At 44.8% G+C, this 17,741-nt stretch carries 16 protein-coding genes; 8 read left to right on the forward strand and 8 right to left on the reverse strand.

From position 1 onward, the window contains the following. Nucleotides 1–323: 323 nt before the first annotated feature. On the forward strand, nt 324–1,637 hold the full coding sequence (locus DVO77_RS01585; protein WP_110456664.1) for a molybdopterin-dependent oxidoreductase: 1,314 nt from the start codon (nt 324–326) through the stop codon (nt 1,635–1,637). 5 nt (nt 1,638–1,642) lie between these two features. Further along, nucleotides 1,643–2,302, forward strand: coding sequence for a c-type cytochrome (locus tag DVO77_RS01590; protein ID WP_110456665.1), 660 nt, complete (start codon nt 1,643–1,645; stop codon nt 2,300–2,302). A gap of 159 nt (nt 2,303–2,461) precedes the next feature. Here DVO77_RS01590 and DVO77_RS01595 read toward each other — a convergent pair whose 3' ends face one another. The 3 genes from DVO77_RS01595 to nagZ form a co-directional block, all read right to left on the reverse strand. Further along, entirely contained in the window at nt 2,462–2,731 is a 270-nt protein-coding gene (locus DVO77_RS01595; protein WP_110456666.1) for an acylphosphatase, read from the reverse strand. Nucleotides 2,732–3,259: 528 nt separating this feature from the next. After that, nucleotides 3,260–3,799 carry an alpha/beta hydrolase YcfP gene (gene ycfP, locus DVO77_RS01600; RefSeq protein WP_119977020.1) on the reverse strand — a complete coding sequence of 180 codons (540 nt, stop codon included), beginning with the start codon at nt 3,797–3,799 and terminating at the stop codon, nt 3,260–3,262. A gap of 75 nt (nt 3,800–3,874) precedes the next feature. Beyond that, nucleotides 3,875–4,888 carry a beta-N-acetylhexosaminidase gene (gene nagZ / locus DVO77_RS01605; RefSeq protein WP_119977021.1) on the reverse strand — a complete coding sequence of 338 codons (1,014 nt, stop codon included), beginning with the start codon at nt 4,886–4,888 and terminating at the stop codon, nt 3,875–3,877. 354 nt (nt 4,889–5,242) lie between these two features. Here nagZ and DVO77_RS01610 point away from each other — a divergent pair, with 354 nt between their 5' ends. Next, nucleotides 5,243–6,619 (forward strand): L-serine ammonia-lyase, encoded by a 1,377-nt coding sequence (locus DVO77_RS01610; protein ID WP_119977022.1) that lies wholly within the window; start codon nt 5,243–5,245, stop codon nt 6,617–6,619. Between the two features lie 335 nt (nt 6,620–6,954). Here DVO77_RS01610 and cysB read toward each other — a convergent pair whose 3' ends face one another. Beyond that, on the reverse strand, nt 6,955–7,929 hold the full coding sequence (gene cysB / locus DVO77_RS01615) for an HTH-type transcriptional regulator CysB (RefSeq protein WP_110456670.1): 975 nt from the start codon (nt 7,927–7,929) through the stop codon (nt 6,955–6,957). 224 nt (nt 7,930–8,153) lie between these two features. On the opposite strand from cysB, the gene DVO77_RS01620 reads away from it, so the two are divergent. Continuing rightward, the gene (locus tag DVO77_RS01620) at nt 8,154–8,930 is read left to right on the forward strand and encodes a hypothetical protein (protein WP_119977023.1); all 777 of its coding nucleotides are present in this window, start codon (nt 8,154–8,156) and stop codon (nt 8,928–8,930) included. A gap of 139 nt (nt 8,931–9,069) precedes the next feature. Here the strand turns inward: DVO77_RS01620 and pdxH are convergent, their stop codons facing one another. From pdxH to speA, 4 genes are all read right to left on the reverse strand, one after another. After that, the gene (gene pdxH, locus DVO77_RS01625; protein ID WP_119977024.1) at nt 9,070–9,711 is read right to left on the reverse strand and encodes a pyridoxamine 5'-phosphate oxidase; all 642 of its coding nucleotides are present in this window, start codon (nt 9,709–9,711) and stop codon (nt 9,070–9,072) included. Between the two features lie 59 nt (nt 9,712–9,770). After that, a complete protein-coding gene (gene speB, locus DVO77_RS01630) occupies nt 9,771–10,694 on the reverse strand; it encodes an agmatinase (RefSeq protein ID WP_110456673.1) in 924 nt (307 codons plus the stop codon). A 28-nt stretch (nt 10,695–10,722) separates the two neighbouring features. Continuing rightward, nucleotides 10,723–11,643, reverse strand: a complete 921-nt coding sequence (locus DVO77_RS01635) for an adenosylmethionine decarboxylase (protein WP_119977025.1) — start codon at nt 11,641–11,643, stop codon at nt 10,723–10,725. 94 nt (nt 11,644–11,737) lie between these two features. After that, the gene (gene speA / locus DVO77_RS01640; protein ID WP_119977026.1) at nt 11,738–13,651 is read right to left on the reverse strand and encodes a biosynthetic arginine decarboxylase; all 1,914 of its coding nucleotides are present in this window, start codon (nt 13,649–13,651) and stop codon (nt 11,738–11,740) included. A 431-nt stretch (nt 13,652–14,082) separates the two neighbouring features. On the opposite strand from speA, the gene DVO77_RS01645 reads away from it, so the two are divergent. The 4 genes from DVO77_RS01645 to DVO77_RS01660 all read left to right on the forward strand — a co-directional run bounded on the left by DVO77_RS01645 (nt 14,083) and on the right by DVO77_RS01660 (nt 17,677). Continuing rightward, complete coding sequence (locus DVO77_RS01645) at nt 14,083–14,916, forward strand: CvfB family protein (RefSeq protein ID WP_110456676.1); 834 nt, start codon at nt 14,083–14,085, stop codon at nt 14,914–14,916. Between the two features lie 102 nt (nt 14,917–15,018). Further along, a complete protein-coding gene (locus tag DVO77_RS01650; protein ID WP_119977027.1) occupies nt 15,019–15,696 on the forward strand; it encodes a YceH family protein in 678 nt (225 codons plus the stop codon). Between the two features lie 281 nt (nt 15,697–15,977). Then, on the forward strand, nt 15,978–16,775 hold the full coding sequence (locus tag DVO77_RS01655; protein WP_110456811.1) for an ABC transporter permease subunit: 798 nt from the start codon (nt 15,978–15,980) through the stop codon (nt 16,773–16,775). Then, nucleotides 16,772–17,677, forward strand: a complete 906-nt coding sequence (locus DVO77_RS01660; protein WP_119977028.1) for an ABC transporter ATP-binding protein — start codon at nt 16,772–16,774, stop codon at nt 17,675–17,677. Before DVO77_RS01655 ends, DVO77_RS01660 begins: the two co-directional genes overlap by 4 nt. Nucleotides 17,678–17,741 lie beyond the last annotated feature (64 nt).

A 17,741-nucleotide genomic window follows, 5' to 3' on the forward strand; every position in this document is an offset into this window, starting at 1 on the left:
CACTCTTGCAGCAAGCTGTGACACCATGATACTAATGCATGGGTATCACCTTAGGCCATATTCATACAAAAAGGTTTCACTACCGCAACGCCCTCTTCTATCAGACCGAATGTGTAGCCATCAAACAATTAAAGACTCCACTCTTTTCAGCAAATATCCCTTGCCGTTTTACTAAAGCATTTTAGCAATCAATCTTGTTAAGGCCGTATAGTCAACTAATATTACAGGTTAGCAGCATCATTGGATCGTATGTTATTGAAACCGACTCACCTGACTTTCAATAAACGCGTGCCGCTTAGACGTTGACTAAAAAGGAACCTTATATGGATGACAGAAAGCACAAAAATCACAAAGGGATCTACGAGTATTACGCGAAACACCCAGAGTCAGCCGATGAAAAAATCTTCGGCAGAGTCAGTTATCCCGACCGTCGAGGCTTTTTGAAAGGGGCGGGGCTGGCGACCATGGCCGCGGTACTTGGCGGCGCTATCCCCTTTCATCGTAATATGCCAGCAGGTATTATCCCAGCGGCGTTTGCAGAAGGCCTCGATGATATTATGATCGAAGGAAAAGAGGGGCTGACGGTACTCAACGACAGGCCGATGAACGCAGAGACGCCACCTCACCTCTTGAATGACGACATCACCCCAACCTCGCGCCATTTTATTCGAAACAACGGTATTCCACCAACTGCGGTCAACCCCGAACACTGGACCCTTACCATTAATGGATTGGTCGATAAGCCTTTGACACTCAGCATCGGTGATCTCAAGCAAAATTTCGATGTAGTGGAGCAACAACTATTAGTGGAGTGCGGAGGTAATGGCCGCGCTTTCTTTGACCCCAAAGCCAAAGGTAATCAATGGACCTACGGTGCTGTAGCTTGCTCGAACTGGACAGGCGTGCGACTCGCTGATGTGCTTAAAGCCGCTGGAGTTAAGGATGGCGCAGTTTACACGGCTCACTACGGTGCAGATAAGCACCTCTCTGGCGAGGAGGGAAAACTTCCTATCTCCCGGGGTCTCCCCATCGCGAAAGCCATGGGCAGTGAAAACCTTATCGCCTTTGAACAAAACGGCAAACCACTTCACCCGATGAATGGGGCTCCTCTTCGCTTAGTCGTGCCCGGTTGGCCAGGGTCGTGCTCGCAAAAATGGCTCACACGCATACAGGTTCGAGATCAAATACATGATGGCCCCAAAATGACTGGCACCGCTTACCGTGTACCTAATCGACCTATTGCACCGGGTGAAAAAGTCGCTAATGAAGACTTCGAGATTATCGAACGTATGCCTGTGAAGTCATTGATCACCTCTCCCCAAACCAATACCCAAGTCCATGGCAGCGAAGTATTAGTTCGAGGTCATGCTTGGTCTGGCGATCGCAAGGTTGATAAAGTACAGGTTTCTATCGACTTTGGCGCAACTTGGATGGACGCAAAGCTTTCTGCGCCATCCAATGAAGGGGCTTGGCAAACCTTTAACACTAAAGTGAAGTTCCCTCAGGCTGGATACTATGAAGTGTGGGCTAAAGCGATTGATGATCATGGAATTAGCCAACCATTTGCTATTGCTTGGAATCCTAAAGGCTACCTCAATAATACCTTTCACCGTGTGGCATTAGTGGTTAAAGGTTGACAGTAATGAACAAACTGAAATTATTTGAGCGGGTTTTCCCGCTCTCATTTTGTCTATTTATATTGATTAGCTTACCAGCTTCAGCAAACGAGGCGCTCATTTTAGCCGGTGGACAACAAGCCATGGTTTGTAAGTCATGCCATCAAATGACGCCCAACGGGGTCACGTTAGTAGGCCCTCCACTGTGGGGGTTAGCCGAGAGAGAAATAGCCAGTATTAACAGCTTTAATTACAGTGATGGTTTAAAGCAATATGAGGGAAAATGGAATGCGCAAAGGCTCGATGCATTTTTGGCATCCCCCAGTGAATTTGCCCCAGGCACCAAGATGACATTTCCGGGTATAAAAGATCCAGGTACCCGCGCAGCCATCATTGCGTGGCTTGCCACTCAAAACCCTGTACCGCCAAATTGGCTCACTCCAGCAGCCCAATTGCCAGTAAAATCTGCGGGGGATGGTATTTTGCTCCCGGGAGAGAACATGGAGCTCGTCGCTGCAGTTTGCTCTTCGTGTCACTCACTGCATCTCGTTGCACAACAAGGATTAAGCAAAGCAAGCTGGGATGAGACCTTGCAGTGGATGGTCGATGAGCAGGGAATGAATGAATTAACAGCTGAAGATCACGAAGCGATACTTATCTATCTTTCCACCTATTATGGCTTATAACTCATTGACTAACACGCTGTTTCAAATGATGTTACCGCGTCTTTAATCAATACCCTAGGTGTACATTAAATGTAGGTGTGTACCAAATTGCACAAAGAATCGATGATAAGGCCAAGGCTTGACCTCTTGCTGCTGGGCACAACAAGCAGCACATCGGCCTCAATGGATCGAAAAATCGAGGTAGATATTATCTGCATCATCTTCTTCCACTAACACATCTTGCACACGAGATTGAGGTGCGCCCTCATGGCTCCAAGCGATGAATCGGTCGACCGCATTACTGCCGCCTTGTAATAACACGGCAACGTTGCCGTTATCCAAGTTTTTCACATAACCTGTCAGGCCAAATTCATTGGCTTTTTGCAGGCTATAACGCCTAAAACACACACCTTGAACTTTACCTGATATCGTCAATAATACCCGTTTCATTTGTGCCTCATTTACTCGACTCACCCCTTTGAAGATAACCTAAAGTCGTAAGATGGGCAAAATTCAGACAAAAAAAACAGCTAACGAATAAAGTGGTTAGCTGCATCGGGCGACATACGCAAACGGATACGGTCTATACTAGACCCAAGCGAAACAATATGTATCAGTTTGTATCACAAAACCTATTGTTAAAGCTATATCTCGGCAGAGGAAACACACTAAAAAGCGTAAACTTTTATTCTCCTGCACTTAAAGGGTTATCTTGTTGCCCAAAAAACGTTCACACAACAAAAACCATACGAACACGCGCAATGCCCCTAGATAACAGTGCTGACGGTAAAGACACTAAGGAAAAAATACTGAAAATAAATAATCGTTAAACAAGCTCATGGGGAACCGGCTTGCGAGAAACCAAAGCGATACCAAATGACTCAGCCAAGGCAGATAAACTGATTGGATCAATAGTGCAGAGCAACAATCTTACTTAGCTCAATCAGGCTATCGCGAAGTGGCTCAGTCAAGAGAGGTTTAGGCTAACTTATAGTCTTTAATCTGAGCGAGATGGGCCGCCAGCGAAGCAAATTTGTGGTGCTGCTCCTCATCCCATACCACTTCATAATAAGGGCTTAACGCACTAGCCACAGCTTGATTGTCATTCACGTCATCATGGCGAGATAAAATACACAAACCATTTCCACGATGTTTCTCTCGAAATTGACTGACACACTTATTGGCAATATCGGCGTACTCTTCTGGGCGATCAATTTTCCCCACCATAGTGACTTCAGGATGAAGATTAGGATTAATCAGCACGGTTTTGAGCCCATTAAGAAAGCCGATACGCTCAGCCCAATACGCTCCTAAGCCTACGCCAATGGCCATGGGGTGCGGATCGTCGCACACCTGCAACTGGCGGCTCACCTCATTAAGCAAATGCTGCATATCATGCTTTGGATGCAGAGTACTGTAACTGACTAAGCGTACATCATTGTCAATAAACTGTAATTGACGCATTTTTTCGTGATTACCCGGACTGGTTGCATCAAAGCCATGAAAATAGAGGATCATCCTGTCACCTACTGGTAAAGATTGAACATTAACCTTAGCTAACTTACCGCTGTTACTCGTTGCGCTATATCAAAGTTAGCTCATTACAATCTGCTCGGCTAACAATTTTGCCTTATGCCAACGAGCCTCATCTTGTAATGCCTTAGCCACTTGCACCGGATCGGCACGTAATAGCGAAGCCGAAGCCTTAGGCGAGCACACTGGCCAACTGAAGTCGGTGAGCAGCTCGGTGACACCGCGGTTATCGTTACACACCAAAATCATATCGCAGCCTGCATCGAGGGCAGCTTTAGCGCGCTGTCGATATCCCCCCACCACACCGGCACCTTTCATCCCAAGATCATCAGAAAAAATCACCCCATTAAACTGCAATTCGCTACGCAGTACTTCTTGTAACCAGTAATGAGAAAAGCCTGCGGGATTAGGATCGACGCTATCGTAAATCACATGAGCAGGCATGATCCCCTGCAATTGTTGCTGAGCAATGAGGTGCTTAAAGGGCAGCATATCGAGTTGCCTAATCTCTTGCTCGGATCTTGAGTCCACCGGTTGTGCAATGTGGGAGTCGGCAGCAACGCTACCGTGTCCGGGAAAGTGTTTACCCACCGCGGCCATACCTGCACTGCTCATTCCTTGAATAAAGGCATCGGCTAAGCGGATCACTTCTTGAGGTTGGCCACTAAAGGCGCGAGTGCCTATCACTTGGCTTATTCGATTAAGGTCAAGCACGGGGGCAAAGCTCAAATCAATATCACAGCTCAATAGCTCAACTGCCATTAAAAAACCCAACTCGCAAGCCCACAGGCTAGCCTGCTCAATATCGCCGTTGGCTTTTGGCAAGATGTCACCCATGGTAGGTATGCGGCTAAAACCATCGAGAAAGCGCTGTACTCGCCCACCTTCATGATCAACGGCAATTAACAGATCTGGCCGCTGCGCACGGATAGATGCCACTAGCTCACATAACTGTGCCCGGTCATGATAATTGCGGCTAAATAAAATAATACCGCCGACCATAGGATGCAGTAACTGGGTTTTCTCCTGCTCAGACAAGGTTGTGGACAGCAGGTCCATCATTAAATAGCTCACTTTATCTCCCTAAAACACGCTAAACACTACGGCTCTCTATGCTGTAATGTAAAAATCAAAAAATAACGATTATCTATAAATATATGTATCTAAAAAGAAATGGATTCAATTGTGTAAAATTGCTTCACGCTACAATACACATATGCATAATATGCCTAATCCGAACAGCCTACCCCAAAAATAACTAATGCGAAATATAGTGCAGAAGTATGGGATACTGCTACTTTATCAATCTTAATTTGCTGACACGTTTAGCACAACATTTTCACGGGTATGGTCAGCATAAACTGACGAATAGACCTAAAATAATAAGATTGAATAACGATCACCATGAACACAAGCAGGGTTTTATAAATGATTAGCGTATTTGACATGTTTAAAATTGGTATTGGACCATCGAGCTCACACACTGTGGGCCCGATGAAAGCAGGTAATATCTTTATCAAAGATTTAGAAAAGCATGGTCATTTGGCAGCAACTGATGAACTGAGATCTGAACTCTTTGGCTCTCTTGGACAAACTGGTAAAGGTCACGGTACGGGTAAAGCCGTAATTTTAGGCTTAATGGGTGAAGAACCAGAAACGGTCGACACCGATGCCATCGATGGGATTTTAGCTCACGTTAATGACACTCAATCATTAAACATGCCAAATCAAAAAGTGGTTCGCTTCAGCCGCGAGCATGGCATTACCTACCACAGACGCAAGAGCCTCCCTGCACATGCTAATGCCATGACGCTTTATGCCTATGAAAAAGGCGAGTGTATCTATCAACGTACTTATTACTCAGTGGGTGGCGGCTTTATTCTCGATGAAGATGAAATTTTAGCTAAAAATGCTTCACCTGCGGCGCCCATTGAGGCTGCACCTTACGATTTTAATAGTGCAGCTGAACTACTCAACATGTGTGTCGACAACGGTTTGAGCATATCTGCACTCATGATGGCAAATGAGCGCTCAGTGGGTGAAGAGCAAGAAATTAAGCAGCGCTTATGGCATATATGGCAAACCATGAAAACTTGCGTGGAGCGTGGCTATCAAAAAGAAGGCATTTTACCTGGTGGCCTCAAATTACGCCGTCGTGCTCCAGCCCTTTATCGTCGCCTTAAAGCCGAAGGTAAAAATACTGTCGATCCGTTAACGGCACTGGACTGGGTCGACCTATTTGCATTAGCCGTTAATGAGCAAAATGCAGCAGGCGATCGCGTGGTTACTGCCCCCACTAACGGCGCGGCGGGCATTATTCCTGCGGTATTATGTTATTACGATACTTTTGTTCAAGAGGTCGATATCGACATCTGCTGCCAATATTTATTAACCGCAGCCGCTATCGGAATTTTATATAAGAAAAACGCTTCAATTTCTGGCGCTGAAGTGGGTTGTCAGGGTGAGGTCGGTGTAGCCTGCTCTATGGCCGCTGCAGCGCTAACCGAGATCATGGGCGGCACGGTAGAACACGTAGAAAACGCCGCCGAAATTGGTATGGAGCATAACCTAGGCTTAACCTGCGATCCGGTTGGAGGCTTAGTGCAAGTGCCTTGTATTGAACGTAACGCTATGGGGGCTGTTAAGGCAATTAATGCTTCTCGCCTAGCGATGCGCGGTGATGGTAATCATAAGGTGTCATTAGATAAGGTGATTAAAACCATGATGGATACCGGCAAAGACATGCGCAGCAAATACAAAGAAACCGCCAAAGGTGGTTTAGCGGTTAACATTGTAGAGTGTTAAGCTGACAATACTGCATCTGCCGCCTCCGGCTCAGCTTGTCACTGTGCCCTGATGTTAGCAGTTAACTTAACCTTTAGCCGAGCACGCTCTCGAGGTTATTATCCATAACCTCAGCCTCGCTCGATTATGGAGCTTAAGCATAGACGCGCAGGCAGCAAACCTAAAGCCCACCGCTTTTACTAAAAAAATCCCCATAAAAAACTCGCCTTGGCGAGTTTTTTATTACTATCGGTTTGTGTCACTATCAAATGCTGTTATCGACTGTCTCTGACGAGTATCACTTTTGGTATTTGTCCTAAAATTTAGTCGCAACACCTAAGGTAACATCCAAGGGCTTAACGTATAGGCAACTCTATGTCGGCAAACAGATTTTCAATCAGCTGTGGATCCCGTAATGCCACCGCTTTCTCCACGATTTCTTTGGTCAAGTGTGGCGCAAAATGTTCGATGAACTCATACATATATGTCCGTAAGAAGTTACCTTTTCTAAAACCAATTTTAGTGGTGCTGTGGGCAAAAAGATGGCTGGCATCAATCGCCACCAAATCTTTATCGATTACAGGATCGATAGCCATTGAAGCGATCACCCCCACCCCTAAGCCTAAGCGAACATAGGTTTTCAATACATCAGCACTGGTGGCAGTAAACACGACTCTGGGATCGATGCCCGCCTGATTAAAGGCTTTCTCGATTTCTGACTCTCTATCGAACCCAAACACATAAGTGACTAATGGAAAGCGGCCTAAATCCTCAATACTGATCTTTGACCGTGTTGCTAAAGGATGATCCTTAAGCACCACAATCGAGCGATTCCAGTGGTAACACGGCAACATAATTAAGTCTGAATACAGATGCATCCCTTCGGTTGCGATAGCAAAATCGGCATCACCGCGGGCGGCCAATTCACTTATCTGCGAGGGAGTACCCTGATGCATATGCAAATTGACTTTAGGATAACGGTCGATAAAACCACGAATAATATTAGGCAAGGCATAACGTGCCTGCGTGTCTGTGGTGGCAATATTCAGCTCGCCCTGATCTGGCTTAGTGTATTCCTCAGCCACTTTTTTGATACTCTCGACTTTGCCGAGAATATCATTGGCAATACTGATCACCTGCAAACCTGCGGGTGTGACATGGGTAAGGTGTTTACCACTGCGGCCAAAGATTTGAATGCCCAGTTCATCCTCGAGCATCCTGACTTGTTTACTGATCCCCGGCTGCGATGTATATAAATTTTCAGCTGTGGCAGAAACATTTAGGTTATGATTAACCACTTCGGCGATATATCTAAGTTGCTGCAGCTTCATCGTCTATCCTTTAGCAAGGTCTGTGCTCCAAGGCTTAACACCGCCTAAATAGGAAGCTAAGTATAAGAATTAGTTATAGTATACGAAAAAAATTAAAGCAAATAGAATATAGCATAGAGTTGTGGCAGATCACACGACTTTAGCGCAAAGCTAGACTAAGATAGCTATGCTAGAGTGTTGATTTATAGTAGCATTAACGGAATTGCATAAATTATGGTAGACCTATGATATTTACTTTGGTTCTGATCCTCATCGGTGCATTACTTCTACTGGTTATCGGTATCAATGTTATCCAACAGCAGAAAGAACGTGCCGAGGCAGAAAGAAGAACAGAATTAGCCAGACAGAGAGCCATAATAGATGAAACTGAAACCGTATTGTCTTGCACCGGTATGTTTCCCTGCTCGACCAATATCGTGCTTATTCTCTATAAACGCGTTCAAGAGGCGTTGTCACTGTCGGTAAGCCTAGGTGGCAATCAGGCAACGGATTACCATCGCCGCTTACAAGACATTAATGCTCAAATCGAAACCCTCAATAACGGTACAAAACAGAATCCGTCGGTGGAGAGTTTTCGCTTACCCGATACCGATAAACAGATCCTCACCTTAGTTCAAGTGCTTAAAAAGCTTAAGGCCATTTTGAGAGCCGAGCATAACAAAGGCAAAATTGATCCTACCATTTTTGCTCAAGAAGAGGCTCGTATCGACAGCTTACAATTAAGAATTAATGTCGACTCTATGTTATCGCGCGCCCGCAGTGCCAGTTTTATGAAGCAATATGGCTCATCTAAACAGATGGTGACCAAGGCGCTGGCGACCTTGCATACCATTAAAGCCATGACGCCTAACGATCCATTTATTACCAAAAAAGTCGATGAAGCTAAAATATTACTCGATGAGATCATGGGAGCACAGAAGCAAGCTGCGCCTAACGCACCTCAGCCTAAAAATGATGATGACGATATTGATGTATTGTTCCAACCAAAGAAAAAGTGGTAGTGCTAATCACAAACTAACAGCGCCCCATAAATGCTATCCATAAAAAAATCGCCTCTTGATGGGCGATTTTTTTATGTTTCATACGAGCAAGTCACAAGCGTAACGAGGAAGACGAGATGATTCGTTCAGCCCAACAAATTTAAGGCGCTAAACGGTCAATCTCCCAGCCTTTGTCCGCCCTAGTGTATAAAAAGCGATCGTGTAAACGATGCTCTCCACCTTGCCAAAACTCGATACTCGATGGACGCACTAGATAACCGCCCCAAAACTTTGGCAAAGGCACTTCACCTTGACTAAATTTGGCTTTCATTTCTGCAAATTTGCTTTCAAGTGCTTGTCTTGCCGAAATTTTACTCGACTGCTTCGAGACCCAAGCGGCTATCTGGCTCTCTTTAGGGCGAGTCATAAAGTATTTTAACACTTCTGCAGTCGACAGCGGCTCGGCAACCCCCGTAACCGCCACCTGCCGTTCTAATGCATGCCAAGGAAACAACAGGCTCACTTTGGCGTTGTGGGCAATCTGCTCCGCCTTACGACTCGCAAGATTGGTAAAAAAGACAAATCCGTCATTATCAAACCGTTTAAGCAATACGATACGCTGAAAAGGTTGCCCCGTTTCATCCACCGTAGCAACAGACATGGCGGTGGGATCGGTCAACACCTCGGCATCACGAATTTGCTCTAGCCAGGTCTCGAATAGTGCCATAGGGTGCTCAGGCAGCTCATCGCGATGTAAGCCGCCTAAAGTATATTCTCGCCTGATATCACTGATCTTAGACATCTTTCAACCTTTCCTTGCGGTATGTAATCAAACCCTTGTCGTCAACTGTATTATAACGGTTACTTTTTATGCGCACTTGCCCAAACATGCAACATCTCTAGCCCTAAGGTTGCGCCAGCTAAGGCGGTGATCTCAGCCGAGTCATAAGCCGGGGCCACTTCTACAACGTCCATGCCCACAACATTCATACCGCGCAGGCCACGAATGATTTTCATCGCTTTATCACTGGTTAAACCGCCGCACACTGGGGTGCCAGTACCTGGAGCATAGGCTGGATCGAGACAGTCAATGTCAAAGGTGACGTAAAGAGGCATATCCCCCACTCGCGCCTTAATTTGCGCCACAATATCATCGGCACTTAAATCGTTGGCAGTCGCGGCATCAATCACCTGAAATAGATGGTTACTGGTATCGAACTCGGTGCGGATCCCAATTTGGATAGAATGAGCTGCATCGATAATGCCTTCATTGGGCGCATGGAAAAACATAGTGCCATGATCGTACTTGCTCCCCTGAGAATAGGTATCTGTATGGGCATCAAAATGTAGCAAGGCCATTTTTCCGTGTTTTTTATAGTGTGCCCTTAACAAGGGTAAAGTCACAAAGTGATCTCCACCAAAGCTCAGCATCGCCTTACCTGAACTGATAATTGCCGTGGCAAAATCTTCTACGCGTTGGGTAAAATCTGCTGCATCACCGCAATCGTATACTAGATCACCGGCATCGACCATTTTAAGGCATTCGCTTAATTTAAAATCCCAAGGCCAGCGTTGCTCTTCCCAAGCCAGATTAACCGAAGCTTGACGAATAGCACCAGGTCCCATACGGCCACCAGAACGACCAGTGGTTGCCATATCGAACGGTAAACCTAATATCACCACATCGGCATCGCTTTGCAGTGGTTTAAAATCCAAAGGTTGTCTTAAATAACCAAATGCATTGGAATAAAGCGAATAGTCAGGCTTATCTGCAATCGTGGTCATGGTTGCTCCATATGTTGTTAACTAATGATCACAAGCTCACTACCGTTAGTGGTTCGCTAACGCGTGGTTTGTAATGGCTAATATAAAGGGTATTGGTATCGTTTAATACTAAGTGGGTTTGCGCCAATAATTGCGAAGCCATAAACTCGTAATGACTTAACGAAGCATTAATCCCCACCACATCCCAACTACTTGGTTTAAAAACAGTAATTAATGAGTTTAACCCATCCATTAGCCGGTGCCCCGCCCTCATATTGGTCTCTATGCTGACATAAGAGCTGGGTTGTTGTGGCGTAATGTGCAGGGTAATGTATTCGCGCCCATGAATGCCGTTAATCGAATATCCCATAGGGTCAAATAAATAGTCATCAAAGGTAAATTCAGGCCAGATAACGCCCAGCTGTAATAAGGATAAAATGGTGTCTTTAGACTGCTGCGGACCACACAGATAATCGGCCACGTCACCCTTTATATGGTAAAGCTGTAACGCGCAGCTGTACTGACTGTGGGCAGATGGTGCGCTACAAAAAAGATAGTGATGATGGCTGTCCAGATCACCGATACGATAAGCCTGCCCAGCAATAGACTGCTTTAATCGAGCAATATCCTCTTCAAAGCGAGTTGCCTGCAGATGAGGAAACAGTTCGCTCTTGCGTTGATAGCTAAACCAGACAATATGGTCAATACCAATGCTTTTTACGATATGCAGAGTCGTATCGACTAAACTGGTATTACCGCAGGTGATCAATAGCAGTTTGTTATGCCAAACAAATAAGCTCGACTCACTCAATACATAAGCGTCACAGTCGGCATTAGTCTGGGTCGACAATATCTCGGCTCCGGCTTTCGCCAAGGCTGATGACCAAAATTCACCAGTAAACCCGCGCAGCGATGCACTGGCATCGTCAATCACCATCTCTAACCGCTTCTCTGCGCCTTCAAACAACATAGTCTTAACTACCTAAAATTCATCAAACGGCATAAAGCCAGCTTTAGCGTAGGCTTATCTCTGGCTTTATGCTGCACACTATTATTATGAGCGCTTAAGAAAAATCTTCCAAATAGGTGTAGCCTTTTAGACCTAGCTGCAGCTCTTCTAAAATATTGGCCCGTTCACCCTCTTCAATGTGTTGATTGACCAGCTCTTCATACGTTCGCATAAACGAGACAGCATCAAGGTTCACATAACGCAATACGTCAGCAACAGTATCGCCAGCAAGCACAGATTCGATGTTGACTACACCATTGTCTTCTAGGCGCACAACCGCAGAATTAGTATCGCCGAATAGGTTGTGCATATCCCCCAAGATCTCTTGATATGCACCCACAAGGAAGAAACCTATCAGATAGGGGCTTTCGGCGCTCCATGCAGGGACCGGTAGGGTAGTTTCAATACCTTGACCGTCAACATATTGATCGACAATCCCATCTGAGTCACAGGTGATATCTAGCATCACCGCCCGGCGCTCTGGTTCTTTATCTAAACCACTCAATGGCATCACAGGGAAAACCTGATCGATACCCCAAGCATCGGGCAACGACTGAAACAGTGAAAAATTAACAAAAAATTTATCGGCTAATTTTTCATTTAATTCATCGATTACTGGGCGGTGGAAACGATATTTACTGCTCATCACCCCTTTGAGTTCATAGCAAACACGCAGGTTCATCTGCTCGGCCCACGCACGGTCGGCAAGGCTCACTTGACCAAGCGCAAATAAGGAATGCACTTCAGATAAATCACTTTGCACATCATGATAAATTTCAATCAGGGCACGTTGATCGGCGCGGGCGCTGACCTCTGTCCATGATTGCCACATGTTTTTCAGTTGCTGTGGAGCGTCGTCATTAGGCTGCTCAATCTGTTCACACTTATAGGCTTCTGTGCCGATGACATCGGTGATCAACACGGCATGGTGCGCTGTTAAATAGCGGCCAGACTCAGAGATCAATCTTGGCATAGGTTGGCCATACTCGGTGCACATATCTTTTAGCACACTGACAATATTGTTGGCATATTCGGTTAAGCCGTAGTTCATCGAATTACTGCTTTGGCTACGAGTGCCATCATAATCAACCGCTAAGCCGCCGCCCACATCGAAACATTTAACATTCGCGCCCAGCTTTTGCAGCTCACAGTAAAAGCGCCCTGCTTCACTTACACCACTGCGAATATCGCGAATATTGGCGATTTGCGAACCCAAGTGGAAGTGCAATAACTGTAAACAATCCAACATATTATTGGCTTTCAACGAGTCAATAACGGTTAGTACTTGCGCCGCAGATAAACCAAATTTGGATTTTTCTCCACCACTGGCTTGCCACTTGCCTTTACCTTGGAACGCCAGGCGTACCCGTAACCCTAAACGGGGCGTGACGCCCAACTTTTTGGCTTCTTCGAGTACCACTTTCAGCTCAGAGAGTTTTTCGAGCACGATATAGACGCTATGTCCCAGTTTTTCACCGATCAAGGCCAGACGAATATATTCGACATCTTTGTAGCCATTACAGATGATCACCGAACTGGCCTTTTGTGCCATGGCGAGAACGGCCATTAATTCAGGCTTACTGCCGGCTTCTAGCCCTAATTGCGGCACCTCTTTTGACACTTGGCTGGCTAAGATCTCTTCAACCACAGTTTGTTGCTGGTTAACCTTAATAGGATAAACCAACAAATAATCTGATTGGTATTCATAACGTTGGATCGCTTGGTTAAACGCATGACACAAGCTATTCACTCTGTGATGAAGGATTTGTGGGAAACGGACTAATACCGGCAAAGCCACACCAGACTTAACCATATCCTTGGCTAACTCATTTAACCCAATACTGTGCTCAGGATGATTCGGATCGGGCGATACGGTCACCTCACCGGCCTCGCTTATGCCGTAGAGCCCAGAGCTCCAGTAATTTACGTTATAACCAGCGTAAGCATCTTGAATAGACCAATTACTCATATTTTCTCAACCTGTCTATTGACATTTATATTCAGTAAGCTGCTTGCTTACCAACACATTAATGTTACTCAATATCGCACCATATCAGGTAAATAAGCCGCAACATCAACACCATTTTTGAGTGTCAGCTATCGAAGAAATGACTCCGAGTCCCCGTCATTAAACTGCCTAGATTGACTCTGTTTTAAAGTAAAAAAGGCGCGCAATTAAACCCTCGAAACTCACTCAATGCAAGTAACATTATCACAATAATTTATTACAAGGGGGATTACACTGTATTGCAACTAACTTTTAGGGCTATGACACTCAGGGTGCAGCGATTAACCCCATAAAAAAATAAACCATGTTAACTTAAGTGCAATGCAGCATATTAAGTAAAATTCCACTATAATCCGCAGTCGAGTTTGTCAGCCAATACCATAGAGAATCCCATGATTGAGATAGGAAAATCCTGTAATCTCGAGATCGTCAAACAAGTCGATTTCGGTGTGTACCTTAATGCGCACGAATTAGGCCAAGTGCTACTGCCTAAAAAAGTGGCACCAAAACAGTTTAACATCGGTGATAAAATCGATGTGTTCCTCTATCTTGATTCTGAAGACATGGTGATTGCGACAACCAAGATCCCTAAAGTCGAAGTGGGCCAATTTGCCTACTTAAAATGCGTGGCTACCGGTCCATTTGGTGCATTTCTGGACTGGGGACTGGATAAAGATCTGTTTTTACCCTTCGGTGAACAACATAAAGAGATTGAAGTCGGTCGCTCTTACTTAGTCTACGTCTACCTTAACAGCGCCGATGAACGCATTGTTGCCTCATCAAAAGTAGATAAGTTTTTAGACAAAACACCCCCTCCTTACAGCAATGGCCAAGAGGTCAGTTTAATCATAGGTGGGACGACGGATTTGGGCTACAAAGCCATCATTAACCATGCTCATTGGGGCGTTATCTATAAAAATGAAGTTTTTAGAGAGCTACGTTTTGGTCAACGTCTCAAAGGCTTTATTAAGCGTGTCAGAAGTGACGATAAAATTGATTTGGTATTACAACGAGGTGTTAAAGAAGAACTCGACAAGCATGCCAACACCATTATTATCAAACTCAAACAAGCTGGCGGTTTTTTACCACTTACAGATAAAACCGATGCAGAACAAATATATGCCGCACTGGGCATGAGTAAAAAAGCATTTAAAAAGAGCATTGGTGGCCTATATAAGCAGCAAAAAATCACTATCGACACCGACGGTATTCGTTTAGTTGAATAGATAACCAGCAGTAAGCCGTCCTTTACGACGATTGCCTTTGCATAAAAGCATAGCTCTGATATAACAAAGCTATGCTTTTTTTATGCGGAATATCCTACACCTATGAATCTGACCCCTTATGAAGCACGTGTCATTGGTTGCCTTTTAGAAAAAGAAATCACCACTCCAGAACAATATCCATTGTCACTCAACAGCTTAACGCTAGCGTGTAACCAAAAATCGAGCCGAGATCCCGTGATGGCTTTGAGTGAAAACGATACCCAAATCACCTTAGATTCTCTGAGTAAAAAACGCCTTATTGCCGAGCAAAGCGGCTTCGGCTCACGGGTCGTAAAATATAAACACCGCTTTTGCAATACCGAATTTAGCGATCTGCAATTAACATCTGCCCAAGTCGCCATTATCTGTTTATTACTCCTGCGTGGTCCACAAACCTCTGGTGAGCTGCGAACACGTAGTAATCGTCTCCACACCTTTGCCGATGTCGCCGAAGTCGATCAAGCCTTAAAGGACCTCAGTAATATGCAAACCCCACTTGCACAACAGTTACCACGAGAGCCCGGTAAGCGTGAATGCCGCTTCACAGAGTTAATCAGTCAACCCGGCATCGAATACAGTCAACATAGCGTCAGCAGCACAACACAGATATCAAGCGGCGCCATCCACTCAGAATCGTCAAACAATAAACAACCACTGATTGACCGTGTTCAACAATTAGAGCTAGAAGTGGCAGAGTTAAAAGTACAGCTAGCACAACTACTGAGTAATAAAACCGATTAAATAGAATAAGTGATTTATTCATAATTAGAATGGTTTATATCAAGACGTAAATTGAGATAACAAGTTATTCTAATTATAAATTTACTGTATCGAAGAAGCATATTCCCCTTTGCTTGATAACGACCAAACTAAGGTGATTGGTATCATTTACACAAATTAAGCACCATTAATAACATCAATACTGTGCAGCATTACACCTCATGTGAGTGTAGTACGGTCAATTTTAGATTAAGGATTAATCATTGGATATTGTCAGCCCAAAAGGTTCCATTTCTGGGGTAATGTTATTAGCTCAATTTGAGCTAAAAAAAATCTTGTTCAGCACGCGAGGATTAATCGCGGTTATCGCATTTGCCTTAGTTTGGTTACTGATTTTATGGTATCCAGTAAAAGAAGCTTCTGTGTACCTGTTTTCAACTGAATTTAAACAATTTATTACTGCTCTATTTGGTGAAGACTCAGTCAGCGAACTGTTTACTTGGCAAGTGCCTGAAATGGCAATTGTGTGGGTTGCAGCCTTATACCTGTTTCCTCTATTTAGTATTTTAGTCAGCGCAGACCAATTTGCCTCAGACAGAGCGAGAGGTACTTTTCGCTTTTTAACCTTGCGTACCAGCCGGAATACGCTATTTTTTGGCCGTTTTACTGGCTACTTGTTGATCCAAGCACTTCTACTGTTACTGACCTTATTTGCGACTTTGTTACTCGTCGCCTACCGTGATATCAGTGCCATATTACCCGCTCTAGGCTCAAGTCTCTTTGTGTTTGTTAACATCATGATAGTGCTACTGCCCTATACCGCCTTAATGGCCATTTTATCGCTCTACGCTAACTCTGCACGTCAGGCCACCATCTATGCTGTACTCCTGCTGGCTGGCATCAGTATCATTAACAATATTTTGGATTATTACCTACCGGATTTGAGTAGCCTATTACAGTGGGTTGCCCCAGGCGCACAGCTGTCGATGATGATCAATACCCATGGGGTTAGCAGCCTGCCTATCGCGGCCATTCCGCTAGTTCAAGCGGCGGTACTATTGATATTAGGAAAAACTTACATGGCGAGGATCGCATTATGAGCCTTATTAGCTGTCACAACGTCGGTAAATCCTACGGCCATAAACGCGCATTAGATCAAGTCAGTTTTGAGCTTGAGGCTGGGCAGGCTGTCGCATTAGTGGGCCCCAATGGTGCGGGAAAAACCACACTTTTTTCATTATTGTGTGGCTACATCTGCCCATCCCAAGGTGAGATCCACATTTTAGGTCATCACCCAGGCAGTAAAGCACTGCTCGGAAAAGTTGCCGCTCTACCGCAAGACGCACGCTTAGACCCAAATTTGACGATAGAATCACAACTGGTCTTATTTGCGCAATTACAAGGATTTAATAAACAAGCAGCCTTAGTTGAATGTGAACGCGTGCTTAACCTTGTGGATCTTAATGAGATAGCCAAACATAAGCCCTTGGCACTCAGCCATGGCATGAGTAAACGGGTTTCCATCGCGCAAGCCTTGATTGGTTCACCTCAATTAGTGTTACTCGATGAACCCACCGCAGGACTCGATCCTGCCAATGCCAAAGCCATTAGAGAGCTAGTACGAAACCAATCACACCAAACTACCTTTGTGATCAGCTCTCATAACCTAGATGAACTGGAAAAGCTGTGCGATAAAGTGCTCTACCTTGATAAAGGCATCTTAAATCAGTCAATATCGATTAAAGACAATCAAGCAGCACACTACCTAACGTTAACTATGCAAGAGTGCGATACAGAGGCATTAATGACCCAGTTATCACACTGGCCACAAGTTAACAGTATCAAGAGCAATCAACACAACGAATTTGTTATTCGGTACAACTTAATGCAAGATTTTGAGCTAGAAAATCAGTTATTTAAACTTTTTTCATCCCAAGGTTGGACATATCGCACATTACAACGCGGTAGAACCTTAGAAGACAAACTGTTCTCTAACGAGTAACCCAATTACTGTATTTAATAAGCCTGTGCTAATGCGCTGGCTTTTTTATTAGGGTTCATTTAAC

This window comes from Shewanella algidipiscicola (assembly GCF_003605125.1).
In the GTDB taxonomy this organism is placed as follows: Bacteria; Pseudomonadota; Gammaproteobacteria; order Enterobacterales; family Shewanellaceae; genus Shewanella; species Shewanella algidipiscicola.

Bases quoted from the DNA above. Each gene is read 5' to 3' on its own strand.
- DVO77_RS01660 (WP_119977028.1), top strand. From the start codon at position 16,772: ATGAGCCTTATTAGCTGTCACAACGTCGGTAAATCCTACGGCCATAAA.
- DVO77_RS01620 (WP_119977023.1), top strand. From the start codon at position 8,154: ATGATATTTACTTTGGTTCTGATCCTCATCGGTGCATTACTTCTACTG.
- DVO77_RS01645 (WP_110456676.1), top strand. From the start codon at position 14,083: ATGATTGAGATAGGAAAATCCTGTAATCTCGAGATCGTCAAACAAGTC.
- DVO77_RS01635 (WP_119977025.1), bottom strand. From the start codon at position 11,643: ATGTTGTTTGAAGGCGCAGAGAAGCGGTTAGAGATGGTGATTGACGAT.
- DVO77_RS01610 (WP_119977022.1), top strand. From the start codon at position 5,243: ATGATTAGCGTATTTGACATGTTTAAAATTGGTATTGGACCATCGAGC.
- speB (WP_110456673.1), bottom strand. From the start codon at position 10,694: ATGACCACGATTGCAGATAAGCCTGACTATTCGCTTTATTCCAATGCA.
- DVO77_RS01595 (WP_110456666.1), bottom strand. From the start codon at position 2,731: ATGAAACGGGTATTATTGACGATATCAGGTAAAGTTCAAGGTGTGTGT.
- DVO77_RS01650 (WP_119977027.1), top strand. From the start codon at position 15,019: ATGAATCTGACCCCTTATGAAGCACGTGTCATTGGTTGCCTTTTAGAA.
- DVO77_RS01655 (WP_110456811.1), top strand. From the start codon at position 15,978: ATGTTATTAGCTCAATTTGAGCTAAAAAAAATCTTGTTCAGCACGCGA.
- ycfP (WP_119977020.1), bottom strand. From the start codon at position 3,799: ATGATCCTCTATTTTCATGGCTTTGATGCAACCAGTCCGGGTAATCAC.
- DVO77_RS01585 (WP_110456664.1), top strand. From the start codon at position 324: ATGGATGACAGAAAGCACAAAAATCACAAAGGGATCTACGAGTATTAC.
- cysB (WP_110456670.1), bottom strand. From the start codon at position 7,929: ATGAAGCTGCAGCAACTTAGATATATCGCCGAAGTGGTTAATCATAAC.
- pdxH (WP_119977024.1), bottom strand. From the start codon at position 9,711: ATGTCTAAGATCAGTGATATCAGGCGAGAATATACTTTAGGCGGCTTA.
- DVO77_RS01590 (WP_110456665.1), top strand. From the start codon at position 1,643: ATGAACAAACTGAAATTATTTGAGCGGGTTTTCCCGCTCTCATTTTGT.
- speA (WP_119977026.1), bottom strand. From the start codon at position 13,651: ATGAGTAATTGGTCTATTCAAGATGCTTACGCTGGTTATAACGTAAAT.